Origin of the sequence: Pseudomonas shahriarae (assembly GCF_014268455.2) — a bacterium.
Classification (GTDB): Bacteria; Pseudomonadota; Gammaproteobacteria; order Pseudomonadales; family Pseudomonadaceae; genus Aquipseudomonas; species Aquipseudomonas shahriarae.
In genome coordinates this window covers 3,551,152-3,568,210 of record NZ_CP077085.1, presented here as the reverse complement: position 1 = coordinate 3,568,210, position 17,059 = coordinate 3,551,152, and the positions used below count along the sequence as shown (strand labels likewise).

13 protein-coding genes and 1 pseudogene are annotated in these 17,059 nt (G+C 59.6%); 11 read left to right on the top strand and 3 right to left on the bottom strand.

The window, feature by feature from the left end; all coding sequences use genetic code 11:
* Positions 1 to 10 precede the first annotated feature (10 nt).
* The 4 genes from HU773_RS15765 (at position 11) to HU773_RS15750 (ending at position 4,658) form a co-directional block, all read left to right on the top strand.
* Entirely contained in the window at positions 11 to 1,384 is a 1,374-nt protein-coding gene (locus HU773_RS15765; RefSeq protein ID WP_186625653.1) for an acetyl-CoA carboxylase biotin carboxylase subunit, read from the top strand.
* Positions 1,381 to 2,253, top strand: coding sequence for a 5-oxoprolinase subunit B family protein (locus tag HU773_RS15760; protein WP_057440888.1), 873 nt, complete (start codon positions 1,381 to 1,383; stop codon positions 2,251 to 2,253). Before HU773_RS15765 ends, HU773_RS15760 begins: the two co-directional genes overlap by 4 nt.
* Positions 2,250 to 3,224 (top strand): 5-oxoprolinase subunit C family protein, encoded by a 975-nt coding sequence (locus HU773_RS15755; RefSeq protein ID WP_057959271.1) that lies wholly within the window; start codon positions 2,250 to 2,252, stop codon positions 3,222 to 3,224. Before HU773_RS15760 ends, HU773_RS15755 begins: the two co-directional genes overlap by 4 nt.
* Positions 3,225 to 3,455: 231 nt before the next feature.
* Entirely contained in the window at positions 3,456 to 4,658 is a 1,203-nt protein-coding gene (locus HU773_RS15750; protein ID WP_390897818.1) for a purine-cytosine permease family protein, read from the top strand.
* A gap of 287 nt (positions 4,659 to 4,945) precedes the next feature.
* Here the strand turns inward: HU773_RS15750 and HU773_RS15745 are convergent, their stop codons facing one another.
* Together HU773_RS15745 and HU773_RS15740 are read right to left on the bottom strand one after the other, a co-directional pair.
* Complete coding sequence (locus HU773_RS15745; RefSeq protein WP_081044215.1) at positions 4,946 to 5,173, bottom strand: helix-turn-helix domain-containing protein; 228 nt, start codon at positions 5,171 to 5,173, stop codon at positions 4,946 to 4,948.
* A 10-nt stretch (positions 5,174 to 5,183) separates the two neighbouring features.
* Positions 5,184 to 5,744 carry a DUF2975 domain-containing protein gene (locus HU773_RS15740; RefSeq protein WP_057959273.1) on the bottom strand — a complete coding sequence of 187 codons (561 nt, stop codon included), beginning with the start codon at positions 5,742 to 5,744 and terminating at the stop codon, positions 5,184 to 5,186.
* A 207-nt stretch (positions 5,745 to 5,951) separates the two neighbouring features.
* Here HU773_RS15740 and HU773_RS27445 point away from each other — a divergent pair.
* Together HU773_RS27445 and HU773_RS15735 are read left to right on the top strand one after the other, a co-directional pair.
* A pseudogene (locus HU773_RS27445) lies at positions 5,952 to 6,187 on the top strand (IS3 family transposase); the annotation flags it as partial.
* Positions 6,188 to 6,529: 342 nt separating this feature from the next.
* Positions 6,530 to 8,041, top strand: coding sequence for a trypsin-like serine peptidase (locus tag HU773_RS15735; RefSeq protein WP_120733383.1), 1,512 nt, complete (start codon positions 6,530 to 6,532; stop codon positions 8,039 to 8,041).
* Positions 8,042 to 8,117: 76 nt separating this feature from the next.
* Here HU773_RS15735 and HU773_RS15730 read toward each other — a convergent pair whose 3' ends face one another.
* On the bottom strand, positions 8,118 to 8,636 hold the full coding sequence (locus HU773_RS15730) for a GNAT family N-acetyltransferase (protein ID WP_120733381.1): 519 nt from the start codon (positions 8,634 to 8,636) through the stop codon (positions 8,118 to 8,120).
* A gap of 311 nt (positions 8,637 to 8,947) precedes the next feature.
* Between HU773_RS15730 and HU773_RS15725 the strand changes: the two genes are divergently transcribed.
* From HU773_RS15725 to HU773_RS15705, 5 genes are all read left to right on the top strand, one after another.
* Entirely contained in the window at positions 8,948 to 11,521 is a 2,574-nt protein-coding gene (locus HU773_RS15725; RefSeq protein WP_186625654.1) for a heavy metal translocating P-type ATPase, read from the top strand.
* A 165-nt stretch (positions 11,522 to 11,686) separates the two neighbouring features.
* Positions 11,687 to 12,187 carry a Cu(I)-responsive transcriptional regulator gene (gene cueR / locus HU773_RS15720; RefSeq protein ID WP_120734437.1) on the top strand — a complete coding sequence of 167 codons (501 nt, stop codon included), beginning with the start codon at positions 11,687 to 11,689 and terminating at the stop codon, positions 12,185 to 12,187.
* Positions 12,188 to 12,237: 50 nt separating this feature from the next.
* On the top strand, positions 12,238 to 12,453 hold the full coding sequence (locus HU773_RS15715) for a heavy-metal-associated domain-containing protein (protein WP_057959277.1): 216 nt from the start codon (positions 12,238 to 12,240) through the stop codon (positions 12,451 to 12,453).
* Between the two features lie 361 nt (positions 12,454 to 12,814).
* The gene (locus HU773_RS15710; RefSeq protein WP_057959278.1) at positions 12,815 to 14,533 is read left to right on the top strand and encodes a hydrogenase maturation protein; all 1,719 of its coding nucleotides are present in this window, start codon (positions 12,815 to 12,817) and stop codon (positions 14,531 to 14,533) included.
* Positions 14,534 to 14,680: 147 nt separating this feature from the next.
* Positions 14,681 to 17,053, top strand: coding sequence for a DUF3772 domain-containing protein (locus HU773_RS15705; protein WP_390897822.1), 2,373 nt, complete (start codon positions 14,681 to 14,683; stop codon positions 17,051 to 17,053).
* Positions 17,054 to 17,059: the final 6 nt, after the last annotated feature.

Sequence of the window (17,059 nt, the reverse complement as noted above, 5' to 3'; positions counted from 1 at the left end):
GGGCGCGATCATGACCCAAGGTATTCATAAATTACTGATCGCCAACCGTGGCGAGATCGCGGTGCGGATTATTCGTGCCGCCAAGGCGCTCGGGATTCCCACCGTGGCGGCGTGCAGCGAGGCGGACGTCGACTCCCTGGCGGCGCGCATGGCCGATGAAGTGCACATTCTCGGCCCGGCCCGTGCTGACAAAAGTTACCTGAACGTAGAAGCCTTGCTCGGTGCCTTGACATCCACGGGCGCCAACGCAGTGCATCCCGGTTATGGCTTTCTGTCAGAGAACGCCGATTTCGCTGAAGCAGTCGTGTCTGCCGGTGCCATTTTCGTCGGCCCGAGCGCGGAGACGATCCGGCGCATGGGCGATAAAGCTGAGGCTCGGCGCACGGCGCAAGCCGCTGGCGTACCGGTGGTGCCGGGTTCGCCGGGTGAACTGTTCGACGTTGAATCGGCGCTCAAGGCTGCCGAATCCGTTGGTTTCCCGCTGCTGATCAAAGCTTCGGCCGGTGGCGGCGGGCGCGGTATTCGGCTGGCGGAAAACGCCGAGCAATTGAGTGAAGAGTTCCCCCGTTCCCAGCGCGAAGCCCAAGCGGCGTTTGGCAATGGAGCGGTGTACCTGGAGCGGTTTATCAGTAAGGCCCGGCATATTGAAGTGCAGGTACTGGGCGACGGTCATCACGCCGTGCATTTGTTCGAGCGCGAATGCTCGTTGCAACGGCGCCGGCAGAAAATCTTTGAGGAGGCGCCGTCGCCAGCCCTCAGCCAGCAGCAACGAGAGACCCTCTGCGAAAGCGCCGTGCGTCTGACCGAATCTTTGGGCTACAAGGGCGCCGGTACTCTGGAGTACCTGTATGACGACGCCACTGGGGAGTTCTTCTTTATCGAGATGAACACGCGGATTCAAGTGGAGCACCCGGTCAGTGAACTGATCACCGGCATCGATTTGGTCCAGGCCATGTTACGCATCGCAGGCGGCGAGCCGCTCGGCTTCAAGCAGAGCGACATCCGACTCAACGGCGCGGCCTTGCAAATGCGCCTGAACGCCGAAGACCCGGCGCGGGATTTCTTCCCGAGTCCAGGCCTGGTCGAGGAGCTGATCTGGCCGAACGGCGAGGGCATTCGCGTCGATACGCATCTGTATCCAGGCTATCGCGTGCCGCCGTACTACGACTCGCTGCTGGCCAAACTGATTGTTCACGGCGCGGATCGCGCTGAAGCCCTAGGCCGAGCGCGAGTCGCGGTGGCAAACACCACGCTTACCGGCATGGCCAACACCTTGGCGTTGCACGGCGAATTGCTGGAACAACCCTGGTTGCACAACGCCGACTTTCACACGGGCACGCTGGAAACCTGGTTGGCCGAGCGCGGCAATGGAGGCGAATCATGAGTACTCCCGTCCGCTACAGCTTTGGCGCTGATGAACATTTGTTTGCCGAAGTCAGTGACAGCATGTCCCTGGACGCCTTCTTCAAAGGACTGGCCATCACCCGCGCCGTGGAACGGTTGGCTCTGGATGGTGTGCTCGATATCTGCCTGGCTAACGCATCATTCCAGATTCGTTTCGACCCGGATCGCATCGCCCCTCACACCTTGCTCGAAGCGGTACAAATCGCCGAGACCGGGGCCGTCGCGGAGCGCACGTTGCAGACGCGGATCATCGAGATCCCCGTGCTCTACAACGATCCCTGGACCCACGAAACCCTGATGCGTTTTCGCGACCGCCATCAAGACCCGAGCGCCACGGACCTGGAATACGCCGCACGCATCAACGGCCTGGCCGACGTCGATGCATTCATCGCGGCCCACAGTGGCGCACCGTGGTTTGTCTCGATGGTGGGCTTCGTTGCCGGGTTGCCGTTCATGTTCCAGATGGTTGAGCGTGAGCGCCAGTTGCAAGTGCCTAAATACCTGCGCCCACGCACCGACACGCCAAAATTGACCCTTGGCCACGGCGGTTGCTTTGGATGCATTTACTCAGTGCGCGGCGCCGGCGGCTATCAGATGTTTGGCGTTACGCCCGCGCCGATCTACGACCCGCAACAGAACCTTGCGTACCTGAAAGAACACATGGTGTTTTTCCGTCCAGGCGACATTGTGCAGTTCAAACCGATGGACCGCGAAGCCTACGACCACGCGGTCGCCGAAGTGGAAGCCGGTTGCTTCGAGCTGCGGATTCGACCAGTCGAGTTTTCGCTGGACGCGTTCCTTGCCGATCCTGTCGGCTATCCCAAGTCGCTGCAGGAGGTATTGGCATGATTAAGGTCCTCAAACCCGGCCTCGCCACTTCTGTGCAGGACCTAGGCCGCGAAGGGTATTACCACTTGGGCATTCCGCCGTCCGGCGCGCTTGATCAATACGCCTTGAGCGTGGCCAATCAATTGGTCGGCAACCCCGCAGGAGCGGCGGCGCTGGAGTGCACCTTGCTGGGCCCTGAGTTGGAGTTTCAGCAGGATGCACTGGTGGCGGTCAGTGGCGCGCACATGACGCCACGGGTCGATGGCGTGGAAATGCACCACGACACCGCGTTCACGGTGAAGGCCGGGCAAGTGCTGCGCTTTGACTTTCCCAAGGCCGGTGCCCGCACTTATGTGGCGGTGGCCGGCGGCATTGATGTACCGGTGGTGCTCGGCAGTCGATCCACCTACGCGCTCGGTGCGCTCGGCGGTTTTCAAGGGCGACGGCTGAATGCGGGGGACGAATTGCCGGTCGGTATCGCCAGTGGCAAGGGGCTCGCCGGGGCCAGTTTGCCCATGGCGTTACGGCAAGCATTGGGGGGCGAAATCACCCTGCGGGTAGTGCCCGGTTTGTACTACCACCGTTTGACCGAATCGGCGGCGCAGAGCTTTTTCGCCGAACCGTGGACGGTCGGTTCGGAAGCGGACCGCATCGGCTATCGCTTCAAGGGTGGCAGCGCGCTGAGCTTTCAGCCCCGCGAGCAGCCATTCGGCGCCGGTTCCGATCCGTCGAACATCGTCGACAGTTGCTACCCGATCGGCTCGATCCAGGTGCCCGCCGGGCTTGAACCCATTGTGTTGCACCGTGATGCGGTGTCCGGTGGCGGCTACGCGATGATTGGCACAGTGATTAGCGCCGACCTCGATTTGATCGGCCAGATGCAACCCAACCAGAAAGCCCGCTTTGTTGCGGTGACCCTCGAAGAGGCGCTGGAGGCACGACGATCCTATAAGAAAAAACTCAGCTGCCTGAACAAGCTGTTCCCTTCCTGATCCTGCCCGCCGCATAGCGCGGGCCATGCCAAACGGTATGCCAACGCCGTACTTCGGTGCGGTGACGGCTGCCCGCGCTTCAACCTTTGACTGGTTTTGGAGTTCACGCATATGGCTGCTTTATCGCAATCGAATCAAACCGGGCAAGACCCGGCCCATCAGCCCGTCCCGACCGAAGCACGCATGGGGCGATTATCCCTGACTATGGCTTGGTGGGCGGTGTGCAGTGCGATGTTTTACATCGTCGTGGGTGCGTCATTGGCGTTGTCGTTCGGTACGCGCAATGCGCTGATCGGCATGGTCCTGTCGGTGATCAGCTATGGACTGATCAACAGCGTGCTCAGCCGCTTTGCGATTCGCAGCGGTCTGTCGGTGGCGTTGTTTTCACGACTACTGTTCGGCAGCACTGGGGCGTGTCTGGCGACGCTGATTTTCTTCTCGACCGCGATCTATTACGCAGTGTTTGAAGGTTCGGTGATCGCCGTGGCGCTCAACCACCTCTATCCGCAATTGGCCTATCCGCTTGCCGCACTGGTAGTGGTGCTCTACAGCGTGCCGCTGATACTGGGTAGCGTGCAGCACTGGCTGGACAAGCTCAACGGCGTGTTGCTCCCGGTGTACCTCGCAGGTTTGCTGGTGGCGGTGGGGCTATCGATCAGCCGGTATGGCTACCAGCCTCAATGGCTGGATTTCGGCCCGGCAACGCCGAGTGCATTCGGCTGGTGGGATTGCTTTGTCGCTTACATGGGCGTCTGGGTGCTGATGCTGTTCACCTTTGACTACGCACGTTTTGGCAAGCCTGAAGACGCCGAATACCACGGTCGCTGGAACTTTGGCATGCCATTCTACGCGGTGACGTTTCTGCTCAACGGCGCGGCGGGGATCTATCTGGTGAGTAGCATTCCCCATGAAGGTGCGCTGAGCGAAGTGTCAGTAGTGATGGCGATTCTGCAGTTGATGGGCCTGTGGGGGTTGCTGTTCGTCTGGGCTACGCAAACCCGGATCAACACCGCCAATTACTACTTGGCGACGCTGAATATGCAGGCGTTCTTCGGGCGTTTTGGCGCGCGCGGTTCATACCTGATGTGGGCAATAGTGGTCGGTGTGATCGTCTATGGGTTGATGCTGGCGGATGTGTTTGCCTACCTCCTCAAAGCGTTGGCGTATCAGGGGATTTTCGTGGTGGCCTGGGTCGGCGTGGCGTTGGCCAAGATCCTCTGCGAGCACAGTGATGTGAAGGCGCTTGAGCGGGTGGCAGCCTTCAATCCGGTGGGTTTGACCGCATGGTTTGGGGCTACAGCACTGGGACTGGCGTTGATGTTTGCAGGCGGTGAGCTGAGCCGCTTTTCCGCCCCCTCTACCGTGATCGTTGCGTTTGCATTGCAGGCAGGCTTGTCCCGCCTAAGCCATTCACGGTGGAGGTACGCAGAATAGGATTTTACGTCGGACTCACCGGCACCCACGGAGCAGGGCGGGCGCCGGTAGGCTGATCCGACTTCATTCCACTTGGGTTTTCCTTGACCCTTTCCCATGCAGCAGCACTCGACGCGGCCTAGGCTGCTGTTTCCAACAATAAACAGTAGCTGTTTTGAGCCGGTCGTATCCAAAATAGTCTGCAAACTCCAAATCACAACTATTCAGAAAGTGAATGCTGGAAGTTGGCGTGTTTTGAGCGCGTACCAGACTCTAACTCGCAGTTGATCTCCCGTGGTGGGCATTTGCTAGACGACAACAGAAACATGTGGCTCCGGTTGGTACACTAGGAGATCTCCAGGCTGACAACTTAAATGGGCACAGATCGCCTCAAGTGTAGCTAGACGTACTCCTTTGACCTTGCCTTGCTTTAATAGGGATAGATTTTGTTCGGTGATACCAATTGCGGCGGCAAGGTCTTTTGATTTAACTTTGCGTTTTGCTAGCATTACATCTAACTCAATAATGATCGTCATTATGCTGGCCTTACACAAAGGTTTGATTTTCGGAACTTACTTCACTCGCTTGTGCCAAAATTCGCGCGATCACTGCGATACATCCGGCGAGAAAGAGAGCGATAAAGTCCGCTGGTGTAAAGCTGATGGTAAGTAAGCGTTGACCGGGTGGAGCATGTAAGGTGACCAGAATACTCAATATTGGTGTGCATAAGAAACTTGAAACCACCCAAAGAATGACCCCCCTTCCAACTTTCCCTAAGTGAACGGCAGCATTATTGGAGAAATACTCGCTCCGGGCATACCCCTGGAACAGGCGGCGGAGGTGATTCAGGCCGCTGGCCAAGGCGATCAAAGGCACGCTGGAGATGACGATCGCGCCGAGTATTTGCCACCAGGCGAGCACTTCGATTTTTACCGCGAGTTGGGTCAACATCACTCCGCTCAGGGAAAATCCAAGCCCTAATCCATCGTTTGACCCCAATGTCGGAAATACCCACAGTGCGGCATTGAGGATGAGCATGCAGGCTATGAGCGTCAGTGTTAGAGCAGCCATACGCTGGCTAAAGGAAGCAAGGCGGTTAATGGGCATTTTTTTAAGCCTTTTTGATGGGTGGAACTCGATTTTTGCACAATAAATTACTGCATTACAATAATTAATTATTAAATAGTGCCTTTTGTGGTGTGTTGCCGCCCCTGGCACCTGCCTGGTTGTAGTGGAGGGATAGGGTCTGAGCGCCCAATGACCCACCGTGTCTACAAACGGGTCAACGCCGTGCTTTCTGACAAAGTCGAGAAACAGGTCAACGAACGGTGGCCGAGTGTGAGCAGTCGAGGAAAATACCAGGGCAATGCAGCGACGGAGGATTTTTTAGAAGCCTGCAGAAAGAACGCATTTGCAAGAGAATCTACAGAGCTCGGGATATGGCCCAGGTCGATGTGCTCGATTAGATTTAAGCGTTTTACAACCGAACGCGTCGTCACCGTCACCTGGGCGGCGTCAGTCCTGATGCCTTCGAAAGTGCCTCAGTTTGAGGCTGAGGAATGTCTACTGTGCCGCGGGTAGCTCAAAGACAGGTCTCAAGCCAGTTTCTGGTGGTGAGCCCGGCGAGTCATTTGCTGAACATCTCGCCCTAAGCACAACCTTCAGAAGGCTGCAAGCAGGGCGCTTTCAGATGCAGCCGTCCGGTAGGCCAAGATTACACCCTTGCAACATTGACGGCCGGTCTCTGGTGGTGACGACTTCACGCGGGCGTTGTTGGCACGTGCATGAGTACTTTCTCGGTCGTTCACTGTAGCAACCCGATATGTCACATCAGTGAGAAGTGCCGAGTAAATTCAGCGCAAATCACTGTTGCAACACTTCGAGGCTCTATCATGCTGACCCGTTGTTTTATCCCCTTTCTATTTCTTTTGGTTTCTTGTATTGCCGGACAAACCCACGGCAGGGATCTGGCTGAAGGACTGACCGAACAGGACCCGTCTGTGGCGTTGCAGAACCACGACCTGCGCTATGGGCTGTGGTCTGGCATTGGACTTATGAAAAATGCAATCGGGCAAAGCTGCAATGCGGTTCTGCTGGATACTCGCGACCGGCAGAATAAAACCGTTGGCCCCGCCTATGTATTGACGAGTGGGCATTGTGTTTACTTCAGCTACGGCACGGCTTCTATCAACCAAACCGTAGAGGCGAGCATCACCTTCAACTATTTCCACGATACTCCCGCGCAACACCGGAAATTTCGCATCAAAACAGCGCATTGGAGCAGTATGGTCGGCACTGATCTGGCGGTTCTGGAGCTTGATGCGCCATTGGCTGCCCTCATTGCAGAGGGGGTCATGCCACTCAAGCTCGCGGCTCATCAGCACACTGGAGAGCGGGAGGTCATCAATGTCGGATCCCCGACCGGGTTTCGCCAAAAAGGCTTACGCATGAGTGCGTGCAAGGAAACGGCAACAAATAGCTTTGTCGAGCATCCCGGTGTATTTCCTGGCGCCATGAAAAACCGTTGCCAAGACCTTCAGTACGGAAGCTCCGGGAGCCCGATGCTCGATCGGGGTACCAACGAAATTACTGGCATTGTCAGCAAGGTCGCTGCTGTCATCAAAAAGGACATCCTCAGCAACTGTCTGAATACCTCCGCGTGTGAAGCGGCCAAGTTTAACTATAGCTATCCAGCGAACGACCTTCATCATTGTTTTGTCGATGGCCAGTTCTTGAATAACACGCGGGACTGCCAACTGAAATCCGTCGAACTCGTCCTTGAAGAGCCTTGGAAACTCAACCCCTACGTGCATTTGCAGCAGGGTGTGAACGGGCTCAGTATTTGGCCCACGTGGAACATCAGATTCTCGGTCAACGATCCCTACTATCGATTCAAGGCCGTGCGCGAGGTCAGGGAGTGTCGATCTCCCAGCGACTATCACAACGCCGTAGCGTCAACGGATGGTTACATCAACCAGGCGATCGGGCCGGCGCTGGGGGCCCATGTGTTGTGCATCATTGGGATACAAAACCGCAGCGAGCCCCTGACGCCAGCCTTGCTCCACAATGTTTTCACACACTCCGTATTTTTGACCGCCCCAACGCCGACACCGCAGATCAGCCTGAGCTACAACGTCAACTGGGACGACCAAACCACAGACTTCACCCATCACTACTTCTACGTGGATGCTTCAGAACGGGCTTTGTGCCAAGACATCGACGACGTCCGCTATGCATTGGCCAACGGCAGCAACCCTTACCAGGTGTCACAGCTCCCCATCACATTGTGCAGCTATGCCCGCAACCTTGCTGGTCAGCCGTCCGCCGTCCGTACGGATGTAATCGAAATATCAAGGTATCTCCCTCCCCAGCAAACGGTGAAGCCATCACCGTCACTACGCTAAGAGCTCATCGGTGACGATAAAAACGTCCCCGCTTGTTCACAAGGAGTGTCAGTGGGACGTTTACCGCGTAAACGCCTTAAGCCACTGGCCATGCCATGGCACACCGACTGCCCGGCGCGAATCCGTGCTGGTACTCCTCGCTCAATACGGCCGCTAGCCTCTGATCCAGGTCTGCGGTGGCTTTGATCTGGAATCCCAGGCGGGCATAAAAGGGGGCGTTCCATGGCACGCTCGTGAATGTCGTGAGCGTTACGAAACTCAGTCTGTTGGCGCGGGCATAGTCCTTTGCGGCCTCAACCAGACGCCGCCCCCAACCTTGTCCCTGCACCGCGTGCATCACGGATAACTCATAGATGTGTAAGTCATTGCCGTGGCGCGCAGCGCTGAGAAAACCTTGCGGCCGGTTTTCGGCGTCCAGGGCGACCCAGCAGGTCGAGAGCGCGATACGTTGGCGATGTTGCTCAACGGACATCGGGGGTGATTCAGCCAGCCAACTCAACCCATCAATCATGCGGAAGGCTTGAGCTGCGGAAATTTCGATGGCAGGCAGGCGTTGTGCATCTTCCGGTACAGCAACGCGAATAATCGCCGGCATGGGTCGCCCTTGGTGAGGTGAGACTGAACTGGAAAAACCAGCGTTGGAGGGGTGAAGATATCATGCACTCAGAGCCTCAGGCTCAGTGGTTTTGATGGCCGTCGAACTCATCAGAGGCCGGTCTAGAGCGGTTGCCGGTATCGCTCAAGGTCCGCGCGCAGGCTCTTACGCTCCGCGTGCGGTAACGTCCTCCGCAGTCCAGCTGTCACACCAAACGCCAACCTGGCGAAACAGATGATGCAAAAGCCTTGACCTTTCCATCATGGGAAGCTTCAGGCTTGCTTCATCAGTAACATTCAAGGGGTATTGCAATGGCTACGGTTTCCCATCAGCAGGGGTCCAACCCATCCAGTTCGCGGGAGGTGCGCCTGAGTCTGCCGGTCGAGGGCATGACGTGCGCATCCTGCGTCGGTCGGGTCGAGCGCGCGCTGAAAGCGGTGCCTGGCGTGCACACGGCCGCCGTCAATCTTGCCACCGAGCATGCCAGCATCACCTTCACCGGGGCGCCCGATCCCCAGGCGGCGGTGCGTGCCATCGAGAGCGCAGGCTACAGCGTGCGTGAAGAGACGACTCATCTTGCGATAGAAGGCATGACCTGTGCGTCATGTGTGGGCCGGGTCGAAAAGGCCCTGGCTAAAATCCCCGGCGTGCTCGAAGCCACGGTTAACCTGGCCACCGAGCGTGCCCGGGTGCGCCACTTGGGCGGCGCAGTCTCCACGGCAGACCTTGAAGCAGCAGTGGAGCAGGCCGGCTACAAGGCCCGCAGCTTGTCCGCCGAGTCGCCGAGCGAGGGCGACCAGGATGCCGCGCGGCGCGACAGCGAAGCTCGGGAGTTGCAGCGCTCCATGTTGATTGCAGCGCTCCTCACTTTGCCGGTCTTCATCCTTGAGATGGGTTCGCACCTTATCCCTGCCATGCACCATTGGGTGATGGGGGTCATGGGGCAGCAGACGAACTGGTATGTACAGTTCGCGCTGGCCACCCTCGTGTTGTTCGGCCCAGGGCTGCGGTTTTTCCGCAAAGGCGTACCGGCGTTGCTGCGAGGGGCGCCAGACATGAACTCGCTAGTCTCTGTGGGCACCGCGGCGGCTTACGGTTATTCGCTGGTCGCGACGTTTATTCCCGAGGTTCTGCCGCAGGGCACCGCCAACGTCTATTTCGAAGCCGCAGCGGTGATTGTGACCCTGATCCTGCTGGGCCGCACGTTGGAGGCGCGCGCCAAGGGGCGAACCTCACAGGCGATCAAGCGGCTGGTCGGTCTTCAGGCGAAGACCGCGCGCGTGGAGCGCAATGGCGAAATATTGGAAGTTGCCCTTGATCAGGTGACGGCCGGCGACATTGTCTTCGTCCGTCCGGGGGAGAAGGTCCCGGTCGACGGCGAGGTGATTGAAGGCACCTCGTACGTTGACGAGAGCATGATCAGCGGCGAACCGGTGCCCGTGTCCAAAAGCGTAGGCGCCGAAGTCGTTGGCGGCACGATCAACAAGACCGGTGCGTTCAGTTTCCGGGTGACCAAAGTGGGGGCCAACACCGTCCTCGCGCAGATTATTCGCCTGGTGGAAGAGGCGCAGGGCTCCAAGCTGCCGATCCAGGCACTGGTGGACAAGGTCACGATGTGGTTTGTCCCGGCGGTGATGGCGGCGGCCACGGTGACCTTCCTGGTCTGGCTGATTTTTGGCCCGACGCCGGCGCTGACGTTCGCGTTGGTCAACGCGGTAGCGGTGCTTATTATTGCCTGCCCCTGTGCCATGGGGCTGGCCACGCCGACCTCGATCATGGTCGGCACGGGCCGCGCAGCCGAGCTCGGGGTGCTTTTCCGCAAGGGCGAGGCATTGCAGGCGCTACGCGATGTGTCGATTATCGCCCTCGACAAGACTGGCACGCTGACCAAGGGCCGGCCTGAGTTGACCGACCTGGTTCCCGCCGAGGGCTTTGACTACGACGAAGTATTGGCACTTGTCGCGGCGGTGGAGACACGCTCCGAACATCCGATTGCCGAAGCGATTGTCAGCGCGGCAAAGAGCAAGGGCATCACGCTTGCACCGATTGAGGCCTTCGACGCCGTACCGGGCTTTGGCGTGACGGCGAAGGTCGCCGCGCGCACGGTCTCTGTGGGGGCTGACCGGTTCATGACGCAACTGGGCCTTGATGTGACGGGCTTCCAGTCGACTGCCCAGCGTCTCGGCGAGCAAGGCAAAAGCCCGCTCTATGCGGCGATTGATGGCCGCCTGGCGGCGGTGATCGCGGTTGCCGATCCGATCAAGGAGACCACGCCCGAAGCGATCAGGGCCCTGCATGCGCTGGGGCTCAGGGTGGCGATGATCACCGGTGACAATGCGGCCACGGCAGCGGCAATCGCCAGGCAACTGGGTATCGATGAGGTGGCGGCCGAGGTGTTGCCCGACGGTAAGGTCGCGGCGCTGAAAAAGTTTCGCAGCAAGGGGGCGCGAGTTGCCTTTGTGGGTGACGGGATCAACGACGCACCGGCACTCGCCGAAGCAGACGTCGGGCTTGCCATCGGCACCGGCACCGATGTGGCCATCGAAGCCGCTGACGTGGTGCTGATGTCGGGCGACTTGCGCGGCGTGCCGAACGCCATCGCCCTCAGCCAGGCGACGATCCGCAACATCAAGCAGAACCTGTTCTGGGCCTTCGCCTACAACGCGTTGTTGATACCGGTTGCGGCGGGCGTTCTGTACCCGCTGAACGGCACGCTGCTGTCGCCGATCTTCGCCGCGGCGGCGATGGCGCTCTCCAGTATCTTCGTGCTTGGCAACGCACTGCGGCTCAAGCGCTTCCGAGCACCGATGACAGTAGAGAGCAGCGCCGAGGCGCCAGTGGGTGGGGCGGCATTGGCCAAGCCACGCCTAGCGAATGAGCACTGATATCAGGCTTGGGTTTGAACACGATTGAGGAGGCTGTAATGGCCAGTGAACCTCATCCGAGCGTGATTGTTTAAGGACACGGCCAAGCGTACTCATGCGCCGTGTGCAGGTGAGTTCCCGAATTTGCGGTGAGTAGTTGATAGGTTCCCTCAGGAGGAGAGAATGATGAATATCGGTCAAGCAGCCAAGTTCTCCGGCGTTTCGGCTAAGTCGATTCGCTACTACGAACAGATTGGTTTGGTGCCCAAGGTCAGCCGGTCTGATGCCGGCTATCGAAACTACGGTACACAGGATGTGCAAAACCTGCGTTTCATTCGCCGCGCGCGTGACCTTGGCTTTTCGGTCAGGCAGATCTCCGAGTTGCTGGTTTTGTGGGGCGACCCTGATCGCGGCTGTATCGACGTCAAGGCCATGGCCCTGTCCCATGTGGCCGGGTTGAAGGCAAAGATTGCTGACCTGCAGGCCATGGCGCAAACCCTAGAGCAGTTGGCCGAGCAATGCCATGGCAACGATCGTCCGGATTGCCCGATCATTGCCGGTTTGGCGCAGCGCACAGCCGCCGTGGCGATGGAACTGCGCCCCAGGGCTCCTCAGAATCCCCCCCGGTTTGGGGGGGATACGGCGGCCTCATCCCAGCATCGCGCCGCGATGCAGATGCATTTGTAAGCGCTGGCAAGGCTCACATTCACTCTTCAGAGCAACTTCAGGAGTTCCACATGCTGCGTTTTTTCATACCAAACATGACCTGTGGCGGCTGCGCCAGGTCCGTTACCCGGGTACTGCTGGGCGTAGACCCGCAGGCCCAGATCAAAACTGATCCGCCCACACGTGTGGTCGTGATTGACAGCACTCTGGATGCGCACACGCTGCTCACGGTGCTGAGTGACGCCGGGTATCCGGGTGAGCATCTGCCGCAAGCGATATCCAGCTGATCGTTGCCGGCGTAGTCCCGCAGGGCTGGCGCGAGATCAGATTTTTATCAATAAAAAGCCGGGAGATTGTCTCCCGGCTTTTGTATTTCCCACGTTTAGAAAGCCGTCACAAGGTGTCAGGAGACTACGCCTGCAGCCCAAGCAACCAGTACATCAGCAAGATCAGGCGGGTAGCTGCTGAGCGGGTCAAGCTGGGTGCATTGGCTAACATGCACGCCACTCAAATCAAGCCGATGTGCTGACACAAGATTGACCTCGATCATCTGCCTCCCCTGTTACTCCCTCTACTCTGGCACTTCCATAAAAGGCCAAGGATGGCTCAAGGAGCCTGCGGCCATGCATTTTCAAGGAAGAGTCAGTCATGCAGTCATTGAAGATCATGTTGTTGTCATCGGCGTTCAACGGTTTGACCCAGCGGGCCTGGCTGGACTTACGCCAGTTGGGGCACACGCCCAGTGTGGTGCTGTTCACCGATGAAGCCTCGGTATGTCGGCAGATCGAGGCATCGGCGGCGGACCTGGTGATTTGTCCGTTTCTCAAGGACCGCGTACCGCAACAACTCTGGAGCAATCCTGAGCGCCCGGTGGTGATCATTCATCCGGGCATCGTCGGCGACCGTGGCGCCAGCGCGCTGGACTGGGCAATCACCCAGCAAGTCAGGCGCTGGGGCGTCACGGCCTTGCAGGCGGTGGAGGAAATGGACGCCGGTCCGATCTGGTCGACCTGCGAGTTCGACATGCCCGCCGACGTGCGCAAATCCGAGTTGTACAACGGCCTGGTGAGTGACGCGGCGATCTCTTGCATCCGCGATGTGGTGGAGAAATTCGCCAGGGGGTTCGTGCCCACGCCCCTCGATTACACGCAGCCCGACGTCGCTGGGCGTTTGCAGCCGAATATGAAGCAGGCTGACCGCACCTTCAGTTGGTACGATTGCGCACGGTTTATCAAGCGCAGTATCGACGCCGCTGACGGCCAGCCCGGGGTGTTGGCCAGCCTCGCCGGCGGGCAGTATTACCTGTATGACGCGCACCTGGATGCGCGCCGCGGCACGCCGGGCGAGATCCTTGCGGTACAGGACGACGCGGTATTGGTTGCGGCCGGCGATCACAGCCTGTGGCTCGGCTCGCTCAAGCGCAAGGCCTTGCCCGGCGAGGAAACCTTCAAGTTACCGGCCCGCCATGTGTTAGCCGGGCAACTGGCTGATGTGCCGGTGCTGGACGGCTCGCTCGCCAACCAAGGCTTCGACGAGATGGCCTATCAGCCGATTCGTTACCGAGAAACCGGTCATGTGGGCGAGCTGACCTTCGAGTTCTACAACGGTGCCATGAGCACTGAACAGTGCCAGCGGCTGGTCGCAGCGTTGCGCTGGGCCAAGGCTCGGGACACCCAGGTGCTGCTGGTCAGGGGAGGGCGCGGGAGCTTTTCCAATGGGGTGCACCTCAACGTGATTCAGGCGGCCGAAGTGCCGGGGTTGGAAGCCTGGGCCAATATCCAGGCCATCGATGATGTTTGCCGCGAGCTGCTGACGGCCCGGCAACTGGTGGTCAGTGGCCTGACGGGCAGCGCCGGAGCCGGCGGTGTGATGCTGGCGCTGGCCGCCGACATCGTCTTCGCCCGGGCGGGTGTGGTCCTTAATCCGCATTACAAGACCATGGGCTTGTATGGCTCCGAATACTGGACCTACAGCCTGCCTCGGGCGGTCGGCAGTGAAGTCGCCCACAAGCTTGTCGAAGAATGCCTGCCGATCAGCGCCCTCCAGGCCCGGCACTGGGGAATGGTCCAGGACATCGGCCCACGCTGCCCACGGGCATTTGGCTTATGGCTGCTGCAACAGGCCAGTGACGCGTTGACCGATGAAAGATACGCCCTGCATCGTGCGCGCAAATCGAACATGGACCTTGCGCAGATTGAGCGCTGCCGCGAAAACGAGCTGGCACAGATGCGGTTGGATATGGTGGAAAACCGCCAGCAGTTTGCCGAGAAGTGCCGCAACTTCGTGTTCAAGCGCAAAACCTGCCAGACCCCGCAGCGCTTGCAGGCGCCGTGGGCATTGGCGCCCAGGGCCACACTGGTTGACTGAGAGGAAAACGCCGCATCTACTCTTTTACCGCCAGGGCGGAATTTCCTTTCTGCCGTGGCGGTCCATAATGCCAATGGAAAAAAGACAGAAAAGGGTGAATTGATGCGGCGAATTTATAGGGGCGTCATCTGCCAGGCCTTGCTGGCCATGGTTATGGCTATCAGCCTGCCGGGATGGGCAGATGCGGCCGCCACGCCGGCGCCAGTAGAGGTCGTCGACAGCCTGGTGCTGTTGCCCGAAGACGCCAACCTCAAGCAGCTTGGCCAGCAGCTTGAGCTGATTCGCCAGAGTGTCCCCATCAGTACCAGTGACGAAAAGCTGGCGGAATTTCGACAGGGCGCACTGCAGGTGCAACAACTGGCCGGGGCATTGCTCACGGTGCGCGCCACCGAGATGGAGCGCATTGACGATCAGCTCAAGGTATTGGGCGCGGCCCAGCCAGGAGAGGCGCAGAGCCTCACCGAGCAGCGGGATGCCCTGACCCGAAAAAAGAACAGCCTGCTCGAGGATGAGCAGCACGCCAAGCAACTGAGCCAGACGAGCCGCGAACTCGCCGCGCAGATCGTCAACCTGCGGCGCAATCTGTTCAATTCCCAGGTCACCTCCCGTACCGATTCGCCCTTCAGTCCCACATTCTGGTCGACCCTGATCCGCCCCACCGCTGAAGACCTGCAGCGCCTGGACAACCTCAAGGCCGAAGGCATCGTTGCCCTCAAGAGTGCCATCAGCCCGGAGCACCGCTGGGCGTTCTTCAGCACGCTGTTGGTGGCGGTACTGATCTGGAGTTTCGGCCGGCGACTGCTCGAGCATCTGCTTACCTGGGCGATGATCCGTTGGCTGCCGGAGGGGCGCCTGCGGCGCAGCACGTTGGCGGTGGCGGTAGGCTTATCGTCGATCCTGACGATCATGGGGGCCGTCTCGCTGATGCGCTGGGGCCTGGAAAGCAATGCGGTCCTGAGTGAAAACCTGGGCCGGCTGTCCGATCACTTGGTCACCCTGGCCACCTTCTGCGCGTTTATTGCCGGCCTTGGACGCGCCTTGCTGATGCTGCCACGCCCGTCCTGGCGGTTGCCGGCCATTGCCGATGAAATCGCCAGTGCCCTGGGGCCTTTCCCGGCGATTCTGGCGGTGGCGCTGATGCTGGTGGCGACCGAGGAGCGGATCAACAATGTTACGGGGGCCAGCCTGGCGCTGACCGTGGCGCTCAATGGCCTGACCGCCCTGACCACCGCGCTGATCTTCATCGCCGCGTTGCTGCGCGTGCGCCACGTGCGCAAAAAACTGGAGCTGCAGCGCCCGGGTGGGCTCGCCGGCATGTTGCCCTTTGTCGCATCGATGTGGGTGGCGGTGATTGTCCTCGCGTTGTTCACCGGGTATCTGTCCCTGGCCTACTTCCTTACCGTCAAATTGTTGTGGGTCAGCGTCGTGGCAGCCACGGCCTACCTGTTGATCGCCTTTTTTGGTGACGTCTGTGAAACCCTGCTTTCGCCCAGGCAGCCCAGCGGCCTGGCACTGGCCAACGCCCTGGGGCTGTCGCCACGGCACCAGGCCCAGGCGTGCACGGTGCTGGCGGGCGTCGGCCGTACCTTGCTGTTGCTCACCGCCGTGATGGCGGCCTTCCTTCCAGCGGGCTCCAGCCCCAGTGAGTTGCTCCAGGGCTTCAGCCAACTGGGCGAATCCAGCAAGACCCTGGGCAACCTGCAGATCGTTCCCCAGGACATCCTCATTGCGCTGCTGATGTTTGTCGTCGGCTTGTTCGCCGTGCGCACCTTGAAGCGCTGGCTGAGTGAGCGGTTGCTGCCGGAAACCAACATGGATGCCGGCATGCGCGCGTCCCTGGTGACCCTGGTGGGTTACCTCGGTTTTGTGTTGTTGAGCCTGCTGGTGATGTCCACCCTGCGGATCAACCTGACCAGCCTGACCTGGGTGGTCAGTGCCTTGTCGGTGGGCATCGGCTTCGGTTTGCAGGCGATTGTGCAGAACTTCATCTCCGGGCTGATCCTGCTCACCGAACGGCCGGTGAAGGTCGGCGATTGGGTCAGCCTGGGGGGCGTGGAGGGCGATATTCGCCGGATCAACGTCAGGGCGACCGAGATCCAGATGTCCGACCGCTCGACGGTGATTGTGCCGAACTCGCAGTTCATCTCGCAAAACGTGCGCAACGTCACCATGGGCAACGCGCTCGGTGTGGTGAGCATCACCCTTACCTTGCCGCTGGATACCGATGTACTGAAGGTTCGCGAACTGCTGATGCAGTCGTTTACCGAGCACGAGGCGATTCTCGACACTCCCGCCCCTTCGGTCACGTTCAAGGACCTGGCCAGGGATGGTTTGATCATTGGGGTCAGCGGCTACGTCAACAGCCCACGCTCGGTGTCCGGCACCCGCAGCGACTTGCTGTTCATCCTGCTTGCGCGCCTGCAGGACATGGGGATTACATTGTCTTCGCCCCAGAGCATGGTGCTGATTCCGGGAGAGGCAGGTGCAGTGGCTGGTGATGTTCCTGTGAGGCAATCATGAGGTGGC